The 19,600-nt window shown below is 70.5% G+C and carries 19 protein-coding genes; 6 read left to right on the top strand and 13 right to left on the bottom strand.

Features of this window, described 5'->3' with window-relative positions; translation table 11 throughout:
- Nucleotides 1–204: 204 nt before the first annotated feature.
- The 10 genes from BCD48_RS26080 to BCD48_RS26040 form a co-directional block, all read right to left on the bottom strand.
- Nucleotides 205–1,329 (bottom strand): NDMA-dependent alcohol dehydrogenase, encoded by a 1,125-nt coding sequence (locus tag BCD48_RS26080; protein WP_071050997.1) that lies wholly within the window; start codon nt 1,327–1,329, stop codon nt 205–207.
- Between the two features lie 51 nt (nt 1,330–1,380).
- Nucleotides 1,381–2,505: an ABC transporter substrate-binding protein gene (locus BCD48_RS26075; protein WP_071050996.1), complete on the bottom strand. Its 1,125-nt coding sequence runs from the start codon at nt 2,503–2,505 to the stop codon at nt 1,381–1,383.
- Nucleotides 2,502–2,663, bottom strand: coding sequence for a hypothetical protein (locus BCD48_RS51555; RefSeq protein ID WP_157910562.1), 162 nt, complete (start codon nt 2,661–2,663; stop codon nt 2,502–2,504). Before BCD48_RS51555 ends, BCD48_RS26075 begins: the two co-directional genes overlap by 4 nt.
- On the bottom strand, nt 2,660–3,673 hold the full coding sequence (locus BCD48_RS26070) for an LLM class flavin-dependent oxidoreductase (RefSeq protein ID WP_116271661.1): 1,014 nt from the start codon (nt 3,671–3,673) through the stop codon (nt 2,660–2,662). The genes BCD48_RS51555 and BCD48_RS26070 overlap by 4 nt, the downstream gene beginning before the upstream one ends.
- A gap of 129 nt (nt 3,674–3,802) precedes the next feature.
- Complete coding sequence (locus BCD48_RS26065; protein ID WP_071050995.1) at nt 3,803–5,170, bottom strand: ABC transporter substrate-binding protein; 1,368 nt, start codon at nt 5,168–5,170, stop codon at nt 3,803–3,805.
- Between the two features lie 313 nt (nt 5,171–5,483).
- On the bottom strand, nt 5,484–6,698 hold the full coding sequence (locus tag BCD48_RS26060) for a CaiB/BaiF CoA transferase family protein (RefSeq protein ID WP_071050994.1): 1,215 nt from the start codon (nt 6,696–6,698) through the stop codon (nt 5,484–5,486).
- 145 nt (nt 6,699–6,843) lie between these two features.
- Nucleotides 6,844–7,998 carry an amidohydrolase family protein gene (locus BCD48_RS26055; RefSeq protein WP_071051053.1) on the bottom strand — a complete coding sequence of 385 codons (1,155 nt, stop codon included), beginning with the start codon at nt 7,996–7,998 and terminating at the stop codon, nt 6,844–6,846.
- 37 nt (nt 7,999–8,035) lie between these two features.
- Nucleotides 8,036–9,196, bottom strand: a complete 1,161-nt coding sequence (locus BCD48_RS26050; RefSeq protein ID WP_071050993.1) for a thiolase family protein — start codon at nt 9,194–9,196, stop codon at nt 8,036–8,038.
- Nucleotides 9,183–9,695, bottom strand: coding sequence for a Zn-ribbon domain-containing OB-fold protein (locus BCD48_RS52525; protein ID WP_071050992.1), 513 nt, complete (start codon nt 9,693–9,695; stop codon nt 9,183–9,185). Before BCD48_RS52525 ends, BCD48_RS26050 begins: the two co-directional genes overlap by 14 nt.
- Nucleotides 9,692–10,951, bottom strand: a complete 1,260-nt coding sequence (locus tag BCD48_RS26040; protein WP_071050991.1) for a cytochrome P450 — start codon at nt 10,949–10,951, stop codon at nt 9,692–9,694. Before BCD48_RS26040 ends, BCD48_RS52525 begins: the two co-directional genes overlap by 4 nt.
- 371 nt (nt 10,952–11,322) lie before the next feature.
- On the opposite strand from BCD48_RS26040, the gene BCD48_RS26035 reads away from it, so the two are divergent.
- A complete protein-coding gene (locus BCD48_RS26035) occupies nt 11,323–12,003 on the top strand; it encodes a TetR/AcrR family transcriptional regulator (RefSeq protein WP_071050990.1) in 681 nt (226 codons plus the stop codon).
- Between the two features lie 29 nt (nt 12,004–12,032).
- Here BCD48_RS26035 and BCD48_RS26030 read toward each other — a convergent pair whose 3' ends face one another.
- Complete coding sequence (locus BCD48_RS26030; protein ID WP_241841989.1) at nt 12,033–12,362, bottom strand: hypothetical protein; 330 nt, start codon at nt 12,360–12,362, stop codon at nt 12,033–12,035.
- A gap of 89 nt (nt 12,363–12,451) precedes the next feature.
- Nucleotides 12,452–12,733 carry a CopG family transcriptional regulator gene (locus tag BCD48_RS26025; protein ID WP_071051052.1) on the bottom strand — a complete coding sequence of 94 codons (282 nt, stop codon included), beginning with the start codon at nt 12,731–12,733 and terminating at the stop codon, nt 12,452–12,454.
- A gap of 277 nt (nt 12,734–13,010) precedes the next feature.
- On the opposite strand from BCD48_RS26025, the gene BCD48_RS56855 reads away from it, so the two are divergent.
- The 5 genes from BCD48_RS56855 to BCD48_RS26005 all read left to right on the top strand — a co-directional run bounded on the left by BCD48_RS56855 (nt 13,011) and on the right by BCD48_RS26005 (nt 18,360).
- On the top strand, nt 13,011–13,307 hold the full coding sequence (locus tag BCD48_RS56855) for a hypothetical protein (RefSeq protein WP_157910561.1): 297 nt from the start codon (nt 13,011–13,013) through the stop codon (nt 13,305–13,307).
- A 56-nt stretch (nt 13,308–13,363) separates the two neighbouring features.
- Nucleotides 13,364–14,899 carry an acyl-CoA carboxylase subunit beta gene (locus BCD48_RS26020; protein WP_071050988.1) on the top strand — a complete coding sequence of 512 codons (1,536 nt, stop codon included), beginning with the start codon at nt 13,364–13,366 and terminating at the stop codon, nt 14,897–14,899.
- Nucleotides 14,900–14,901: 2 nt separating this feature from the next.
- Nucleotides 14,902–16,020, top strand: coding sequence for an LLM class F420-dependent oxidoreductase (locus BCD48_RS26015; protein ID WP_241841999.1), 1,119 nt, complete (start codon nt 14,902–14,904; stop codon nt 16,018–16,020).
- Nucleotides 16,017–16,901: an enoyl-CoA hydratase-related protein gene (locus BCD48_RS26010; protein ID WP_083419200.1), complete on the top strand. Its 885-nt coding sequence runs from the start codon at nt 16,017–16,019 to the stop codon at nt 16,899–16,901. The genes BCD48_RS26015 and BCD48_RS26010 overlap by 4 nt, the downstream gene beginning before the upstream one ends.
- 94 nt (nt 16,902–16,995) lie before the next feature.
- Nucleotides 16,996–18,360, top strand: a complete 1,365-nt coding sequence (locus BCD48_RS26005; RefSeq protein WP_071050987.1) for an ABC transporter substrate-binding protein — start codon at nt 16,996–16,998, stop codon at nt 18,358–18,360.
- 157 nt (nt 18,361–18,517) lie between these two features.
- Here the strand turns inward: BCD48_RS26005 and BCD48_RS26000 are convergent, their stop codons facing one another.
- Complete coding sequence (locus BCD48_RS26000) at nt 18,518–19,453, bottom strand: TolB family protein (protein WP_071050986.1); 936 nt, start codon at nt 19,451–19,453, stop codon at nt 18,518–18,520.
- Nucleotides 19,454–19,600 lie beyond the last annotated feature (147 nt).

Here is a 19,600-nt window from a genome sequence, read left to right as displayed (position 1 = left end):
GGTCGGCCGGGAGGCAATACCACCACGTTCGGTCCGCTACGGATACTGAGCGTGGTTGACATCGCGCCCCTATCGAGAAACGCCCGCCAGCGGCCGCACTGGTGGGTTCGCCTGGTCGATGGGATGGTAGAGACGCGACCTTCCCCCAAGTTTCCACGCGGGTGTCGCCCGCGGGACAGGGGTCCTGTCCGGGCCTGGCCGAAGTCAGTCGCCGAAGGTGATCACCCCCCGCAGGTTGCGGCCCGCGCGCAGGTCGGCGTAGCCATCGTTGATGGTTTCCAGGGTGTAGCGGTTGGTGATGAGCTCGTCGAGCTTGAGCCGGCCCTGCCGGTAGAGGGCAAGCATCGCCGGGATGTCCTTCGACGGGCTGGAGGCGCCGAACAGCGAGCCCTGGATCCGCTTCTGGTAGAGCACGACGTTCCGAACCGACACCGGCAGACCGACGTCGTCGGCGTCGCGGCCCAAGCCGACCAGCACGCACGTCCCGGCCTTCCGGATCGCCTCCACGCCCTCGGCGATGTGCTCTGGCTTGGTGACGCCCACGCAGAGGATGGCGGAGTCGGCGCCCTGCCCGTTCGTGAAGCCACGCGCGAGGTCGGTCGCCTCGGCCATGGTGGCGACCGCGTGCGTCGCCCCGAGGGCGAGCGCCGCCGTCCGCTTCATCTCGACCGGATCGACGGCGATGACGACCGAGGCCCCCGCGTGCGCCGCGCCCTGCACCGCGTTGATGCCGATTCCGCCGACGCCCATCACGATGACGACGTCACCGGGCTTCACCTCGGCGGAGCGGACGGCCGCGCCCCATCCCGTGCTCACGCCGCAGCTGGTCAGGCACGCGGCCTCCAGCGGAATGTCGTCCGGGCAGTGCACCGCCGACTGCACCGAGACCGTGGTGAGCTCGCTGAACGTCGCGACGCCGGCCGCCTGGCTCACGGCTCGGCCGTCGAGCCGCATGCGACGGCTGCCGTCGGCGCGGCCCCCGGACAGCACCCGGGCGCCGTTGTCGCAGAGGTTCTGCAGCCCGGAGGCACACCACCGGCACAGCCCGCACATCGGCAGGAAGGACAGGACGACCCGGTCACCGACCTTCCACCCGGGCGTGTTCGGGCCGACCGCCTCGACGAAGCCGGCCCCTTCATGACCGCCCGCCATCGGCAGCGACCCCTCCGGCAGTGGCAGGTCGCCGGTCGCCGCGTGGTCGTCCGAGTGGCACAGGCCCGCGGCCGCCATCCGGATCAGCAGCTCGTCCTGCCGCGGCGGTTCGAGCTCCACCTCGGTGGTCTCCCACTTGCCTGGTTGTTCGAACAGCACAGCCGCCCTCGTCAGCACGATGCTTCCATCCCTTTCCGTTGGTTCCCTGGTCGTGCTCGACCTGGCCGCTCAGTAGTCGTCGGAGGGCTCGTAGAGTCCGGCGAACTCGAGCCGGCCGTCGCGGACCCGGCCGTAGTGCAGCCAGTCGCCCTTGAACAGCTGGTGGTCGTGGGGACCGCCGGCGATGTGGGTGTTCGGGCCGCCGGTGACCGCCGGCATGAACCGGATCCGTTCGATGCCTTCCTTCACACCCCGGCCGGTGAGAACGGGGGCGCGGTGCAGAGCCTCGACGACGGTGGCGGCCATGTCGTAGGCAAGGCCCGGAATGGCGTTCGGCCACATCCACGGGTCCTCGCCGTAGCGGGCGACGAACCGCTCGTGGAACTTGTGCATCCGTGGGTTCTCCGGGCACCACTGGTCGATGCCGACCCAGCCCTCGAGCTGCTCGAAACCCCAGATGTACTGCATGAAGGCCGTCGTCATGATCCGCGGCGGGTCCCAGCCGGTCTTCTCCAGCGCGGCCCGTACCGCTCCGGAGACGACCAGGCCGCCGTAGCCCAGCCAGGCCAGGGCGTCGGCGTTCGCCGCGCGGAGCGTCTCGAACACCGCCGCCAGGTCGTCGACGGTCGTGGTGTTGGTGATGTTCTCGACGGCGGCGATCGAGACCCCCAGCCGTCGGCATTCCTGCCGGAAGAAGCGGAAGTACTCCTCGGAGATCGGCGACCAGGGGGCTACCACCGCGACCCGCCGATGACCGTGGCGCTTCAGCCAGCTCACCATGAGCGCCGGATCGCCGCCGACATCACCGTTGCCCAGCCGGAAGCAGTACTCGCCGTGGAACACGTCGGTCCCGCACATGCTGACCAGCGGCACCTGGGCGGCGTTCGCGTGCTCGGCGAGCGCCATCGCCGAGTCGGTGTAGTTGGCGCCGACGACGGCCAGGCAGCCGGCGTCGACAAGCCGGTGGAACGCGTCGACACCGCCCTTCGCGGTCCCCTGGGGCAGACCGGCGTCCTCCTCGAACAGGAACTCGTAGCGGCGGTCGAGCACACCGCGCTCGATCCCTTCGTCAAATGCCATCCGGATCTCGCGCTCGAAGCGAGCCCATTCCATGCCCAACCAGCCGACCCTGATCGGAGCGAGGCGCAGCCAGCGGTCCTCGATCGACGTCCCCGCCGAACTCCCGGTAGTCATCGCCGCTCCTTCTCGTCCTCGTTCATCACGGCGGTGAGGGCGTCGAGGTCGGCGGCCGCGGTCCCGAGGCGCGACAGCAGCGTGCTGGTGATCGCCGGGTCGACCTTCAGCGTGACGGCGGGCGCGGCGTCGGTGATGTGGTCCCCGGTGGGGGTCATAACGCGGCTCCGGGGCCGGCGGGTAACGACGCGGCGCCGGACGCGGGCCGTGGGCTGCCTGCGCGCAACTGGGGCGCGATATCGGTCAGGACCTGCAGGAGCATGTCGTGTCCTCCCTCGCGGGTGGCGGGCATCAGGGCGAGATGCCGTGCCCCCGCCTCGACGTAGTCGGCCAGGCGTCGCGCGACCTGTGCCGAGGTTCCTGTGACGGCGACCCGGTCGATCATTGCGGCGAAGTCCTGGCGGTAGGTGCCGCCGAGGAAGTCGGCGGCCCGGCGGCGGGCGCGGGTGGCGTCGTCGTCGATGACAAACGGGATGTAGGCCGCCCAGATGAATCCGTCCATTGGCCGGCCGGTCGCCGCGGCCTCGGCCCGCACGGTGGCGACCGACCGGGCATAGCGCTCGGGGGAGTACAGGTACGGCATCCAGCCGTCGCCGAGCAATGCGGCGCGCCGCATCGCGGCGGGCTGCCGCCCCGCGACGATGACCGGCGGCCCTCCGGGCTGGCGCGGCGCCGGTTGCACCCGTACCCCCGCCATGGGGAACAGCGGCCCGGGCCAGGTGACGGGCTGCGCGCTCCACAGCTCTCGGAGGAGGCCGATCGCTTCGTCGGTGCGACGGCCCCTGCCTGCCAGTGGGACCTGGCAGGCCTCGAACTCGACGGGATACTCGCCCCCCACCCCGATACCGAGGGCGATGCGGCCGTCGGTGGCCACGTCGAGGTCGGCGAGCTGCTTCGCGACGATCGCCGGCTGGTAGAGCGGCAGCAGTAGCACGGCCGATCCGAGCACCGCCCGCCGGGCCTGGGCCGACAGCCTCGCCAGCCACACCATCGCCTCGGAGCTGCCGTTCGGCGAGGCCACATGCCCGCCGACCCACAGCGCCTCGGCGCCGGCCTCCTCCAGCGCGGCCACCCCGTCGCCCGTGCCCGGGGCGAGGCATCCGATCGTCACGTGGTCGGCCGCGAGGACGGACCGCGCCGACCCAGTTGCCGGGTGCACGTGCGTCATCTGGCGCCCTCCATTCGCTCCCGATCCGGGCGGCGGGCGGCCGCGGCTTGTTCGGTCCTGGCGGGCCGTGAGGCCGGCGGACGCCGCGCTGCCCGGATCGGGAGTGGGTTCGCTAGTTGAGTGGGTTCACTAGTTGTTCGGGAAGAGGGGCGTGCAGGCGAGCTTCACGGCCTGGACGTACTTGCCGCCGGAAAGCTGGACGACAGAGGCGCACGGGGCGGCCGCGATGTGGTTGACCGGCCACTGGGTCTCGCCGATGGCGCCCGGGACGTGGTAGCTGTAGCCGCCTCCGTTCAGTGTCTTGAGCAGGTTGGCCACCGTGAGGTCACGCCCGGTCTTCTGGACCGCGGCAAGGAAGAAGTCCGCCGACCAGTAGCCCGCCATCGCGGTGAGGCTGACCGGCTGGTTGGGGGCGTACTTGGCGAAGTCCGCCTTGAGCTGCTCGTCGGCGGCCGAGCCGCTCTCCGCGGGCGCCCACTGGATCAGCGTGTAGGTTCCGTCCAGGTCCTTGAGACCGGTCAGTCGTGGGTCGTAGCCGAGCGGCGTCAGGATCTTGCCCGGGTAGCCCGCCGCGCGCAGCGCGCCGATGAGCTTGAGGGCCGGAGCGAAGTCGGCGATTGTTACGATCAGGTCCGGCGGGGCGCCCTTATCGGCGTGCATCAGGTCGTTGACGATTGCCGTCGGGTCGTTGAGTCCGGCCGCTGGTATGGGGGTCTTGGCATAGGGGACGGAGAACCCGGCGGCCTTGAGGCCCTTCGCGGCGAGATTCATGCCGTTGACCGCGGCGTCGATGTCGACGCCGACAAAGGCCACGCTCTTGTCCGTGCTGCCGCCGAGAATGCCGCTGGCCGCCATCGCCCACGTCGTCGAGATCGTCGGGCCGTCCGGATCGGCCACCAGACATCCGGTTACGCCGAAACCGATGGTGCTGTTGCAGTAGGGCGCGCTCGTTCCCCAGCCGAAGTACGGCGTCCCGGTCTTGCAGAACGTGTCGAGGAAGTTGCCGGTGCGGACGACGGCGGGCACGGCCGCGAAGACGCCGTCAGCGGCCAGGGACTGGGCCTGGGTGGCGGTCCGGGCGGAGTCGGAGCCGTCGTCGCGCGTGCCGATGTAGTTGATCTTGCGGCCGTTGACGCCGCCCCCGTCGTTCGCGCGGCTGAACCGGACCTTGGCGCCGACGTCCATCCCGGCGTTCACGGGCCCGCTCGTGCTGGACTGGCTGATCAGGCCGCCGACCTTGATCTCGGTGTCGGTCACGCCGCGAGCCTGCTCGCCTCCCGGGGAGGCGCAGGCGAGCTTGGCCGGGTCGACGGTGATGCCGCTGTCGCTCCAGCCCGAGTCCGGCCCCGCCTTGAACGCCTCGGGGCCGGCCGTCCGCGCCGACGCCGTGGGCTTCGCGCCGCCGCCGCCGTTGTCGCCGTCGCCGCCGCCGCACGCGGCGACGGATAAGAGCGCCGCGATGGCGGCCGTGGCGGCGAGTCTTCGGGTGGTATGCATGCTGAACCTCCGTTGTCCTACTGGCTGCGGCGGACAAGACGCCGCGTGAAGAGTGGTGCTTTTCCACCCCGTGGGTCCGGCTGGGGAAAAGCGTTTCCTGGGGAGGCGATGGAAAGGCCCGCGGGCACGGATCTCCGTTTTTGCGAGTCTTCCCGGATGGAGATGAGGCGTGGTCGGGTCAGGGTGTTGTCGGGTCGAGGGATCGCGAGGGCGAACCCTTCCGGCCAGGCGGGTCCGCGGGTCTGTCGAGACGCGGTGCCTGAAGATGGCGATGGAGAATGCTTGACGTGCTCGCCGACGGCCGGCGCCGTTCTCATAGCACGGCGCCGGACTCCTTGAGGCTAAGGATCTCGTCCCAGGTGAAGCCGTGCTCGAACAGCACCTCGTCGGTGTGCTCGCCGTGCGCGGGGGCCGGTGCCAGGACCGGTGGCGTGTCGTCGAACTGCGCGGGGCTCGGCACGAGTGGGTACTCCTGGGAACCCTTCTGGACGGTCGTCACGAAGTTGTTCGACCGGGCCTGCGGGTCGTTCGCCGCCTCCCGGGCGGTCTGCACCAGCGACCACGGCGTCGTGAGCCGCCCGAGCAGCTCGGCCCAGTCGACCAGGTCGCGGCCCGCGAAGATCTCGTCGAGCACCGTGATACAGGCGCCCGCGTTCTCGGCGCGAACCGCGGCGGTCGCGAACAGCGGATCGGCTAGCAGGTCCGCCCGCCCCACCGCGTGGAAGAACTCCTCGACGTGCTTCTCCGTCTGGATACCCGACAGGTAGACGAGCCTGCTGTCACGCGTCAGGTACGCGGCGACGAAAGGGTTCGGCAGGTGGCGGTGCCGGTTGCGTGGGATCGCGTCGATGTCATAGAGCTGGCTCGCGACGACGCCGGGCGAGAACATCCACATCCCCGACGACAGGAGCGAGACGTCGACCACCGCGCCCTGACCGGTCCGTTCCCGGCGGAACAGCGCCGCCGCGATGCCGCCGGCGAGGAACGCGCCCGAGGCGAGGTCGCCGAGCGCGGGGCCCGGCTGCGGCACGAACTCGTCGCAGACCTGGCTTGCCGCGTGCCCCATCCCGGTGCGCGCCCAGAAGTCGGTGTGGTCGAAACCGCCGGCGTCGCTTTCCGGCCCGCGCGGGCCGTGGCCGCTGGCTCGGGCATAGATGAGATCCGGCTTGACGGTGGTGAGGTCGTCGACGTCGACCTGGAAGCGGCGCCGGGCGCCCGGCAGCAGGTTGGTGATGAAGACGTCGGCCGAGCCGACCAGCGCGGCCATCACCCGCTGGCCCCCGTCGGTGCGCTGGTCGATGCCGACACACCGTTTCCCCCGGTTGGTGATCTCCCACATGAACGCGACGCCGACCTCACGGTCGGGCAGCCCCGCGACGGGGTTGCCGTTCATTGGGTCCAGGGTCCCGGGCGGCACGACCTTGATCACGTCGGCGCCCCAGTCGGCAAGCACTGCCCCGGCTGACGGCGCGAAGGCATACATGGACGCCTCGACGACGCGTACTCCAGCGAGCAGGTTGTAGGGCATGACACTCCGGAAGGTTCGGGTCGGGGTCTGGTGAGCTAGGCATAGCCCCCGACGCATCTGACTCACGGGGACCCGACGTCCAGGCAAACGGTGGTCGGGTTCCGTTGGTATGAGGTCTGGCGGTTGCCGCGTGGCGGGATGGTGGTCAGGCGCGTAGCAGGGCACGGAGGTTCGTTTCGGCGATCTTCACGGCGTCGCTGTCCGGGACGTCGGCGAGTGTCTTCTCGAGGTAGGCGCGGTTGTTCGGCCACAGGCCGTCGCCGTGCGGGTAGTCACCCTCGAAGAGCAGGTTGTCGACGGGCACGTCGCCGAGGCTGCGCAGCGCGAACCGCTCGTCGACGAGACAGGCGTACATGTGCTGGGCGAAGACCTCGCGCGGCGGTCGGGAGTCCCTGACGCCGGCCTGTCCGATCGCGAGGTCGGTGCCGATCCGGTTGTCATGGAACGCCTTCTCGGCGCGCTCCAGGATGTAGGGCACCCAGCCGGCGCCACCCTCGGAGAGAATCACCTGCAGCCGGGCGAAGCGTTCCAGGATCCCGCTGAAAAGCCAGTCGACGCAGGTCATCATCGAGTTCACGCCGATGAGCGCGACCAACACCGGCGGCGGAGCGTCCGCCGACGTCGTCATCAGCCGCGACGAGCTGCCGATGTGCATGCAGACCGGGATCTGCGCGTCGTTCGCCACCGCCCACAGCGGGTCCCAGTGGTCGGTGTGCACCGACGGCAGGCCGAGCACGGTGGGGTTCTCGGAGAAGGCGATCGCCCGGGCACCCTTCGCGAGCACCCGCTTCAGCTCGGCGACCGCCGCGTCGAGGTCGTGCAGCGGCAGGATCGCCGCGCCGAAGAGCCGGTCGCGGTCGGTCGCGCACCATTCGTCGAGCAGGTAGTCGTTGTAGGTGCGCAGGCAGGCGAGCGCCAGCTCGGGGTCGGTCACGTTCAGGAAGAACCGGTGGCCGGCGAAACGGGCGTAGTTCGGGAAGCACAGCTGCCCCCACACGCCGTCGATATCCATGTCCTTCAGCCGCTCGTCCGGGTCGTAGCAGCCAGGCCGGATCTCGTCGAAGCGGGCAGTACCCGGAGCGGGCGGGTAGCCAGCTTCGGAGAAACCTGGCAGTGGCCGGCAGGAGCCCATCGGAATGTAGGTGAGCTCACCCTCGTAGAGCCAGGCCTGACGGCCGTCGACCTCGACGATGCGCGGACAGCCGTCGCGGAACCGCGCCGGCACCCGCTCGACCCACAGGTGCGCCGGCTCGATCAGATGATCGTCGGCCGACATGATCCTGGCGGACTCGGGCAACATCAGCATTCCTCCAGTCGAGCGAAGGTTCGGGTGGCGGTCACCGGGGCGCGCCGAGGAGCAGCGAGGATGTGAACTGTTCGGCGCCGCTCGTCACGACGGCCACTTGGGGATCGGAATCCAGTTGATGGGCGCCAGCCTCGCCGCGTAACTGCAGACACGCCTCGAGCAGGCCGCCGTACCCGTGCATTCGGCCGCCCGAGAGCTGCCCGCCGCCGGTGTTCAGTGGCAGCTCGCCGCCCGGCGTGATCCGCGTGCCGCCGTCGACGAAGTCCGTGCCCTCGTAGGCGCCGCAGAAGCCCAACGCCTCCAGCCATCGGATCGCGTACACCGAGAACCCGTCGTAGACCTGCGCGAGGTCGACGTCGGCCGGTTTGAGGTCGGTGCGCGCCCACATCATCGCCGCGGCCTCGTCGAAGCCGGAGGCGCTGCCCAGCCCCTCGAAGGTGACCGCGCGGGCCGGGTCGGGCGTTTCCTCGGCGCGGGAGACGACGAACGCGACCGAGCCGTCCACCGGGACGTCGCAGTCGTACATACAGACCGGATCGGAGATCATCCGAGCGTTCAGGTAGGTCTCGAGAGAGAGCGGCTCGCGGTAGACCGCGGACTCGTTGCGCGCGGCGTTACGCCGGCTGACGAGCGCGACCTGGGCGAACTGCTCCCGCGTCGCCCCGGCGAGCTCCATGCGTCGCCGCATGTCCAGCGCGGCATGGCACGGGTAGCCGATCCCGAACGGGGTGGTCCACTGCGTGAGCTCCCGCCCGAACCGGACTGGCCGGCCGTCCGCGCCCCCACCGTCCAGCAAGGTCGCGGCCCTGCCTCCGAAGCCCTGCTGCGCGGTGGACTCCCACACCGTCCGGAAACACAGGACATGGGTCGCGAACCCGGCGGCGACGGCCAGGACCGCGTTGACCACCGTCCCCAGCTGGCCGGCGATCTCGCCGCCGCCGGTGTGCCAGCGCAACCGGAGCCCGAGCATCCCCCGCACGTCGTCGACACCGGCGCCGGTGATCCCCGGCGTCGACCAGAACGCGCCCGGATAGGTCGACACCCCGTCGATGTCGTCGGCCGTCAGCCCGGCGTCGGCGATCGCGGCGAGCGCCGCGTCCGCGGTCAGCACCCAGGGGTCGACCCCGAGCCGGCGCCCGATCCGTGACCGCCCCGCCCCGCTGATGACCGCCCGGCTCTCAGCCCGCTCCATCGCCGGCCTCCGGCCAACCGCGCAAATTTTCGGCCTCTGGCCTACCGCGCCCATCTCCGGCCTCCGGCCGGAAGAGCGGTATGAACGCGTCGCCGACCTTGCTGAAGCAGACCCGCACCGGCAGGCCGACGCGCATCGCCTCGGGCGGGCAGTCGAGGACGTTGGTGAGCAGCCGCAGACCGGGCTGCTCGACGAGCTCGACGTCGGCGACCACGTACGGCGGCGGCATCGAGGGCACCCAGCCGTAGCGGTTCAGCGTCCACGACCACACCGTGCCGCGGCCCGAGACCGGCGCGAACCCGACGTCGCGCCCCCGGCAGGCCGGGCAGGTCGGCCGCGGCGGGTGCAGGTAGCGCCCGCAGTCGTGGCAGCGGGCGATCCGCAGCACGCCGTCCGCGCCGGAGGTCCAGAACGCGGCGGTCCGCTCGGTCAGCGGCGGCGCCACCCGCTCGAACGCCTCGACGACCAGCGCCGACCCGTTCGACGTCTCCTCGGTCATGGGGTCTCCCACACCACCGGCACCGACGTCGGGCCCCGCTCGTACATCCCGACGATCCGTGGCGGGTCGGCGTCCTCGTCGAGGCGCAGGCCGGGCAGGCGGTCGAGCAGCGCGTCGATGGCTGTCTGGAGCTCTGCCCGGGCGACGTGCATGCCCAGGCAGATGTGCGGGCCGCCGCCGAAGCCGAGGTGGGCGCCCGGCGGGCGGGACGGGTCGAACTCGTCCGGGCGCTCCCAGCGCGCCGGGTCGCGGTTGGCCGCCGCGAAGCACAGGTGCACCACCGAGCCGGCCGGGATCGCGACCCCGCCGAGCTCCGTGTCCCGGATGGCATAGCGGGCGAACATCGGGTCGGTCGGCAGCCAGCGCAGGGATTCCTCGATCGCCGGGCGCAGCAGCGCCCGGTCCGTCCGGATGGCCTCCAGCCAGTGCGGGTGGGTCAGCAGCGCGAGCAGCGTGATGCCCATCTGCTTCCAGGTCGTGCCCGAGCCCGCGGCCAGCAGGAGGAGGGCGAAGCCAAGGATGTCGGTGTCGGACAGGGCCTGGCGGGTGCCGTCCTCGTCGGTGATCTCGGCCTGGACGAGCACGCTGATGATGTCGTCCCGCGGCTCCCGCCGCCGCGCCCTGACGATGGGCAGGAGGATCTCGGCGAGCACGGCCCGGTCGCGGCCGTCGGAGGTCGCTGCCTCGCGGATGCGCAGTGCGTCCGCGGCACCCACGCCGAAACTGCCGCAGATCGTCAGCAGGGGGATCGCCGCGCAGAACTCGATGTTGAGGTCGGCCCGCCCGTTGCCCTCGAACGTGTCGATGAGGGCGTGCACCGTTCCCCGGATCCAGCGCTCGGCCCACCAGGCGCCGCGCTTGGGGACGAACGACGACTGGACGAGCGCGCGGTAGCGGCGGTGCCGGTCGCCGTCGAAATAGAGCATGACGCTGTCGCTCATGTCGAGCTCGGGGCCGGGGGCGGTCGGCTTGGAGACAAACGTGTCGCCGTCGCGCAGGACGTCCTGGCAGGTGGTGTAGTCGAAGACCGAGAAATGCGGCAGCTCGGGGTACGGGAGCCCTTGGAAGAACGCCACTCCGTGGTAGCCGACGAGCGGCCCGACAATACCGGGGTGCACCGGGCCCGTCTCCCGCAGCCGGTGAAAGTCCGGGTACGGGTCCTTCTCGAAGGAGCCGCCGCGGGTCGCGTACACGTCGCTGCGCAGGTCGAACAGCTCGCGGAGCCGCCGTGGGTCCAGCGTCACGGTATCGCTCATCTCATGCCAGCCCTTGTCGTGTCCGAAGTCCCGGTCCTGTCACGCCGAGCGGCTCGGATGCCCCGCCGACGGGTAATCCATCGATATAGAGCTGCGCAAAAATGAGATGGTCGGCCAATGGGTGGACTCCGGTCCCTGGGGCGTGGATCTGCCGCGAAAACGCGCCGGCGCGGAGCGACCGGCATGACGGATCGACCGCACGTCGCGCGCATTCTGGCGCGCGTTTCGGGACGTGCCGAAGAAGGCTGGTTCTGGGGTCGCCGACGGGTCATTGTCGGCTAGTCAGATGACTATAGCCATGTGACTAGAGCCACGCAAGGGGTCGCCGCGGACGGCGGTCGAGCGGTCGAGGGGCGGCTTACGATCCACACGTGGGAGTCGCCGGCAACACCTCAGAGCCCGTGGACGCGGCTGCGCCGGAGGCGTCCGAGGCGGGCGCCCCCGCGCGGCGACCGCGTGGCCGCCAGGAGGTGCGGGAGGCACTGCTCGAGGCGGCGCAGCGGCTGATCGCCCAGCAGGGGCCGGCCAACGTGCGGCTGCGCGAGATCGCGGACGCCGCGGGGGTGAACTTCGGCCTCGTCTACCAGTACCTCGGCACCAGGGAGGACCTGCTGCACGAGGTTTACCAGCGGGTCGCCGCCCGGTCGGCGACCCGTTTCGAGCACATCGAGGCGCTCGCCGACGTCGTCGATATCTTCCTGACGACCGCGGACGGCAGCATCGGCCGCATCATGGGCTGGGCGGCGCTCGAGGGCGGCTATTCCGCCGATGTTTTCGGCCCTTCACCCGCGCTCGAACAGGTCGCCGGGATCATTTCCCGCGAGGCCCGCCAGCACGAACGCGAGGTGCCGGACGAGGAGGCACGGGTCTTCGCGGCCTTCCTGCTGGTGGTGTCCCTCGGCTGGCGGCTGTTCCGCCCGATCGGCCTCGCCACCGCGGGCGTCGACCCAACCATGGTCGACGCCGACGCGATGGTGACGAAATGGCTCCACCTGCTGTCCGAAGCCTTCGTGCTCGGCCAGCCGGCCGCCAGCCCCGCCCCGCCCGCCTGACGGGCGTCCTCGGAACGTGAGTGTCGAGATCAGACTTTCTGGATCACGATGTGGTCGGGGAGAAGCTGGCAGAAGTCGTCCATGTCCGAGGTGAAGACAGTGACATCACCGCGTTGCCGCCGCGCCACGACAGCGACGACGGCGTCGATGGCGTACTTGTGGCCGTGAAGCCCTGCGATGGCAAGCAGACGCCTGGCCTCGCGAGCCTGGTCCTTGTCGAGCGGTGGCACGTCGACCCTGGAGAGTGCCCAGTCCCAGCGCTTTTCGATCGCGCGGCTGTCGAATGCCTCAATGAGGGTCATCGGTGAAGCGACGACCTCGATGTCATTTTCGTGCGCAAGGTCTAGGCGCTTGGTCATGGTTCGGTCCCCGCGTACAGCCAGCGAGAGCGCCTCGGAATCGAGTACGAACACCTTGGGCCGCCGGGCGATGGCGGATCCGGACCCGCTCAAGACGCTGTTCCGGCCTGGTCGCCATCGCGCTTCGCGCGGCGGCGCGCGTGCTCCGCGTCGATCTCTTCCATTTCCCTACGGGCGTCGGCCCGCTCCTCGTCGGTAATCGGGCCGTACTCCTCTTCCAGCCAAGCGACAAGCTCGCCCAGTCGGTCGCGCGCAAGTTTGCGGCGCAGAACTTCGGCGATGTAGGAGGAGATGTCCTGCTCGCCGGTCTCGGCGCGGATTTCTTCCAGTAGTTCCTCGGGAACAGTGATCATGATCGTCTTGGTTCCCACGCTCGTGACCATAACCGCCGTATGCGGGGTTGGCGAGGGGTGCTCTCGGTGGCGGACTTCGGCCGGGGCCTGGGTCGCGAGTGGGGTCATGCACGCCTCCTGGCTGATGGCTACGACACTGTCGACTACGACAGTAGTTGCGTCAACCGAAAAGGTCAATTCGGGGCAAGTCGGCAAGTCGGCAAGTCGGCGTGTCGCGTGAGGGGGCGTGAACGTTGCCTCCGGTCTCCCGGCAGGAAAGTCGGCGCCTCGACGATCCGGAAGGGAGCACTGGGGCGTGCGGGCGCCCGTCCTACTTGGGCTGGAGGCGGGCGCCGGCGTCGATGCGGATGACCTGGGCGTTCAGGTAGCTGTTGGTGAGCAGCTCGACGGCCAGGGAGGCGAACTCGTCCGCGGTGCCGAGGCGGTGCGGGAAGAGGACGTCGCGCTTCAGCTTGTCCTTGAACGCAGCGGAGCCCGGGCCTTCGCCGTAGATCGGGGTGTCGATGAGCCCGGGGGCGATGCACTCCTGGCGGCCTGGCGACGATGGAACGAAATTCTAACGACGGTGCTGCCGACGCAAACACCTGCATAAGTGGTCATCGGCCCGAACCCTTGCGGCAGAGAAACAAGGTTCCATATTGTGGTCGGGTGGGCGGCGATGACTCGGACGGGGCGGACGGCTTAGGGGGATGGGGTCCGGCGCTCGCCGAGATCGGACGCCGCAAGGCGGTGGCGCTCGGGATGGGCGGCGAGGCCCGGCTCGTCCGGCAGGCCCAGCGCGGCCGGCTTAACGCCCGGCAGCGGCTCGCCGCGCTGTTCGACCCGGGCACGTTCTACGAGATCGGTGCCCTGGTCGGGGGAACCGAGGACCCGCCGGTCCCCGCCGACGCGTTCGTCGCCGGCTCCGGGCGGATCGACGGACGCCCCGCGCTCGCCGGCGCCGAGGACGTCACCGTGCTCGGCGGCTCGATCGGCACCGGCGCGGCCGACAAGCGTTACCGGCTGACCCAGCTCGCCCGCCAGGAGCGGGTGCCACTGGTGATGATGCTCGAGGGCGCTGGCCACCGGGTCACCGAGGGCGCGACCGGCCGCCGGCCCGGCGACCTTGGTGGCTTGGTCGAGCTTTCGGGTCTGGTGCCGATGGTGTGCCTGGTGCTGGGCGCTTCGGCCGGCCATGGCGCGCTCACGGCGCCGCTGTGCGACTTCGTCGTCATGACGGAGACCGCGTCGATCTTCTCGGCTGGCCCGCCGCTCGTGCGTTCGGCCACCGGCGAGGTGATCACCAAAGAGGACCTCGGCGGCCCGGACGTCGCCGTCACCACCAGCGGCGTCGTCCACAACGTCGTCGCGGACGACCGCGCGGCCATCGCGCTGGCCCGCCGCTATCTGTCCTACTTCCCGCTTAACGTCGCCGAGCCGCCGCCGCGCCGCCTGGACGGCCCCGATGCCGGACCGCGCCGCGTCGATGAGCTGCTCGAGCTGATCCCGCCCGATCCGCGGCGCCCGTACGCGATTCGGCCGGTGCTCGAGGCGATTGTCGACGACGGCGAGCTGCTCGAGGTGCAGCCCGATTTCGGCCGATCCATCGTCACGACCCTCGCTCATCTGGGTGGCCACGCCGTGGCGGTCGTCGCCAACGACCCGAGCGTGCTTGCCGGCGCGATCGACAGCGACGCGGCCGACAAGGTGGCCCACTTCCTCCAGGTGGCCGGCGTCTTCGGCCTGCCCTGCGTCTTTCTCGCCGACAATCCCGGTGTTCTCGCCGGCAGCGCCGCCGAACGCGCCGGCATCCTGCGCCACGCGGCCCGGATGTACGCCGTGCAGCATCGCCTCACGGTGCCGAAGCTGCACGTGACGTTGCGCAAGGCGTTCGGCTTCGGCTCCTCGATCATGGCGATGAACCCGTTCGACGGCCAGACCCTCACGCTCGCCTTCCCGTCCATCACGCTGGGCGCATTGCCCGCTTCCTCCACGGCGAGCAAGATCGAGGATCCCGAGGAGCGGGCCCGGGTCGCGGCCGAGCAGGCCAAGTCATCCATCACCGGAGGCGCCCGGCTGTCCTATGACGACGTCATCGACCCGCGCGAGCTGCGCAACGCACTGCTCGTCGGCCTCGCGCTGAGCGAGGGCCGCGAGTGGGCGGGCGTGAACCGCCCGCCCCAGCCGGGAGGGATCCTGCCTTGACCGTGCTCAAACTTGGCCTGCGCCTCAGCCTTTACCGGGCCGCCCGGCTCGCGGTGCCCGTCGACGAGGTCCGCCACGCGGAACGCCTCGGTTATCACTCCGTCTGGACCGCCGAGGCGTACGGAAGCGACGCACTCACGCCGTTGGCCTTTCTCGCGGCCCAGACCGAGCGGATCCGGCTGGGGACCGCCGTCGTTCAACTCGCCGCCCGACCGCCGGCCACGCTCGCGATGCAGGCGATGACGATCGACGCTCTGGCCGGCGGCAACCGGCTGATCCTTGGGATCGGGCTTTCCGGGCCGCAGATCGTCGAGGGTTGGTACGGCCAGCCATGGGGACGGCCGAACGCCCGGCTTCGCGACTACGTGACGATCGTGCGCAAGGTGCTGGCCCGCGAGGAGCCGCTCCGTCATGACGGCGAGGAGATCCAGCTGCCCTATGCCGGCCCCGGCGCGCTCGGCCAGGGCAAGCCACTGAAGTCGATCATGCATCCGGTGGCGCCGGTCCCGATCTGGCTCGGCGCCGGCGGCCCGCGCAACACCGCGCTCGCCGCCGACCTGTGCGACGGCTGGCTGCCGATGGGGCTCGGCCCGGACGGCGTGCCCCCGGCGGTCCAGGAACGGGCCGCGCGCGGCGGGTTCGACGTGTTCACCGGCTCGTCCGTGCGGATCACCGACGACGTACGCGGCGCGCTCGACGCGATGCGCCCGCTGACCGCCATGTACGTCGGCGGGATGGGCAGCGCGACGCACAACTACCACCGCGACGCGATGGCCCGCCGCGGCTTCGCCGCGGCCGCCGACCGCATCGGCGAACTCTGGCGCGCCGGGCGCAAGGAGGAAGCGATGGCGGCCGTTCCGGACGAGTACCTGGAGCAGACCGCCCTGCTCGGCTCGCCGGCCCGGATCCGGACGCGCTGGGAGACCGACTACGTCTCGCCCGGCATCACCGGGGTCATCATCGATGCCCACCAGCCCGAGGCGCTGGAGCTGATGGCCGACCTCGCCGGCACGAGAGACCTGGTGAGCGACCTAGAGGGCCAAAGGGCGCGCGAAAATAATCTTCCTTCGCACCTCCGGAGGACGTTGTCCCCAGGATCACCGGCGGGAGACGGCCGGTGACCGCCGACTACGAGTTTCTGCTGGTCGACACCCCGGCGGACGGCGTCCGCCGGATCACGCTGAACAGGCCGGAGAAACGCAACGCCATCTCGACCCCGTTGCGCACCGAGCTGCTCGACGCGTTGCGGGCGCATGACAACGACCCGGGCGTGCGGGTCAGCATCGTCCGTGGCGCGGGCCCGTGTTTCTCCGCCGGCTACGACCTTGGATCCCCGCTCATGGCCGACCCACCGTTCTACTCGGCGCCGGGCGATGGCCAGTGGGCGCGGCAGGCGGGCGAGACCTGGTTCAGCCTCTGGGACCTGGCCAAGCCGGTGATCGCCCAGATCCACGGCTACGCGATCGCCGGCGCGACGGAGCTTGCCTCCGCCTGCGACCTGGTCTATGTGGCCGAGGACGCGCGCATCAGCTACCCGGTGGTCCGGGTGGCGAGCCCGCCGGACTGGCAGTACCACACGGTGCTGCTCGGCCTGCGCCGCGCGATGGAGCTGATGCTCACCGGCGATGCCGTCGACGGCATCGAGGCCGCCCGCATCGGCTTCGCCAACCGCGCCTACCCGGCCGACCGGCTGGCGGAAGAGGTGCTCGCGATCGCGGTCCGCGTCGCCGGCATCCCCAGCGAGCTGACCCAGATCAACAAGCGTTCCGTCCACCGGGCCTTCGACGTCTGGGGCGCCCGCGCCGCCATCCGCGCCGGCACCGAGCTCACCGCCCTGGCCGCCCACACCGAGGCCGCAACCCGTTTCCGCCGCGACGCCCTGGCCGCTGTGAAGGCCGCCGTGACCGACAGTTCCAGCGGTTCCGCCCAAACCGCTGGCCCAGCCGGACCCGATGGTTCCGTTGGTTCCGGAAAAACGGGGAAGACGTCAGAAGCGGACTGACTTGCTAAGCAATGTGAGCCGTGTCACCCTCGGATGAGGAAATGCGTACGCGATGTGGGCGTGCGTTTCTTTGTCGTGAGGGTGAGGTATTCCTATGCGATTATCTGGTATTGCCGCGGTGGCGGCGGCCGGCCTGTTATGCGTTACCGCCTGTGGCGGTGGCGGTGGTGGCGGTGGCGGTGGCGCCGCGGCGTCCGCGGCGCCGACGGTCGACCCGAAGGCCTTCCAACCGGGTGCCACGACGGGCTGGAACGACGGCGGAGTGAAGGTCGACGCGGCCGGCCTGCGCTGCGCGGACGCCTCTCCCGACCCGAACCGCGGCATCACCGCCACCGAGATCAAGGTGGGTGGGCTGGTGAGCCTCACCGCCCCCGGCGGCACGGCCCTGGGCGGCGCCGAGGTCGGCGCCGAGGTCCGCTTCAAACGGGCGAACGACGAGGGTGGCGTCAACGGTCGCAAGATCAATTATATTGGCACCAAGGACGACGGGACCGACCCGGGCCGCTCGGTGCAGCTCGCGCAGAGCCTCGCCGAGCGTGACCAGGTCTTCGCCGTCGTCCCGACCATTTCGACGTTCCCGAACTTCCTCGACCCGCTGTGCAAGGCCGCGATCCCGTTCTTCGGCTGGGGCACTAACACGGCGATGTGCGACTCCGCGCTCGGTTTCGCCTTCACCGGCTGCCTGCTGCAGACCGACCGTAAGTCCGTCCCGAGCGTGACCGGAATGCTCACCAGCGCGGTCCTCGGCGGCAGCCCGGCGGGCAGAACCGCCGCGGTGCTCGGTTCCGACAACGACTCCGCCCGCGAGGGCGTCGAGGTCTACAAGCGCACGCTGGGGCTCGCCGGCCTGAAGGTGACCTATGCCGAGGCCTCGGCGCCGACCAGCGGCGTGAACGACGCGACCCCGATCGTCAGCGCCATCATGACGTCCAACAAGGGCGCCCCGCCGGACATCATGGTTCTGAGCCTGTCCTTCCCGTCCACCCTGAAACTCACCGAGGCGCTGCGCGCCGCCGGCTTCACCGGTGAGATCGTCAACCAGGTCGGCTACGACCCGCGCCTGGCCGGCTTCGCGTCCTTCAAGGATTCGCTCACCTACCTGCAGTGGGCGCCGCTGGAGTCGTCGACCTCCTCGCCTGGCCTCGACCAGCTGAAGAAGGACTTCGCCAGGTACGCCCCGAACCAGAAGATCAGCCTAACGGCGATGGCCGGCTACTGGTCGGCCGACTTCTTCCTGACCGCGGCCGAGAAGGCCGGCCCGAACCTCACCGCCACCTCGTTGCTCAAGCTGCTCAACGGCGGCGGCTACACCTACGAGGTCCCCGGCGCGGTCGCCGAGAGCCGCTGGCCGCTCAACCACAACGTCCCGACCCCCTGCGGCTCCGCCGTCCGCCTCGTCGCCGGCCACTACGAGGTCGTCCAGCCGCTGGCCTGCGGCGCCACCGTCCCCATCCGCTGACCCTGGGCCGGGCCGCTGGGCAGGCCCGGCACGTCGTCCCGTGACGTGCCGGGCCTGCCGAGATGGGCCGGTGCCCCCCGGCCGCGCCGGGCCGGCCGCCCGCGGGAGGGCCGATGAGAGTCGGCCAGCTGCTGGCCCGCCGGCAAGGAGGTGCTGCCTACCAGGCCAGGATGGCGGGGTGGCCGCGACTCAGGGGAATGCGCGCGGCGTTGCCGGTGGCGAGGTCGATGCGGTACACAGCGAGGCCGGCATCGTTCAGCATCAGCATCGTCCCGCTCGGGTCGAGCGCGAGCGTGCTGCCGTCCCCGGATCCATCGAGGGCCGAGTACTCGTGGTGCCCCTCCCACAGAACGCGTAGCTGCCTGCCCGTGGCCACGTCGAACTCGAGAAGGCGCTTTTCCACACCCCCATGATCGGGCCGGGACGTGGGAACGTAGAACCTGTCACCGTCCGCGCTCAGCAGCGGCGTCTGGTAACGCTCGTCGTCTTGCTGATGATCGAGGTTGACTTGGCGCGAGCCGGCCAACAGGTCGCCTCCGGCGCGGGTCGTGTCAAGAATCCATAGCCCAGCCTGGTCCAACGATGTCGCGGCGCCCACGACGTTGAGCTGGAAGGCGAGCGAGCGGCCGTCGGCGGACCAGCTGAAGCTATTGACGATGCCTCTGTCCGTCGTGAAGGTCGTGACGCTTCCGTCGCCGACGTCGATGACGTCGACGCCGGCACCGGTGGGAGTGCCGGTCGAGCTCGCGGCCTCCCGTTGGAATGCGATCCGGCCACCGTCCGGCGATACGGCGAACACCGAGATGCCTCGGTCTCTGACGGTATCGATGGGGATCAGCGACGCCACCGCGCCGTCGGTGTCGACGGTCAGCCGGAAGACATGTGCCTTCCAGGCGGAGTCCGTAGCGAGGAGGAAGAACGTCCGCGGGTTGGCCGCGGCGGCCGACACCCCCCACCAGGAGTCGTTGGCGGGTGGTGGCACCGTCGCCGTCACCTCCCCCGACAGGGAGTCGCGGACCGCGACCTCCTCAAACGCCTTGTCCTGGTCGCTTCCACCCCTATTGAGGGTTACGAAGGAGCGCGCCGGCGACACGGCGGGTGAAACCGAGGCGGTGAGTTCCTTCCCGCGCTGGAGCCCGTTTGCCAGTGGTCCGGCACCGGCGGCGAGCAGAAGCGACGCCGCGATGGCTACGGGTATGAGCCAACACGCGCGTCCTTTCCGGCCCGGGCGATGGGCAGG

This window comes from Pseudofrankia coriaricola (genome assembly GCF_001854805.1).
Taxonomy (GTDB): Bacteria; Actinomycetota; Actinomycetes; order Frankiales; family Frankiaceae; genus Pseudofrankia.
This window is presented reverse-complemented; position numbering and strand designations above follow the sequence as displayed.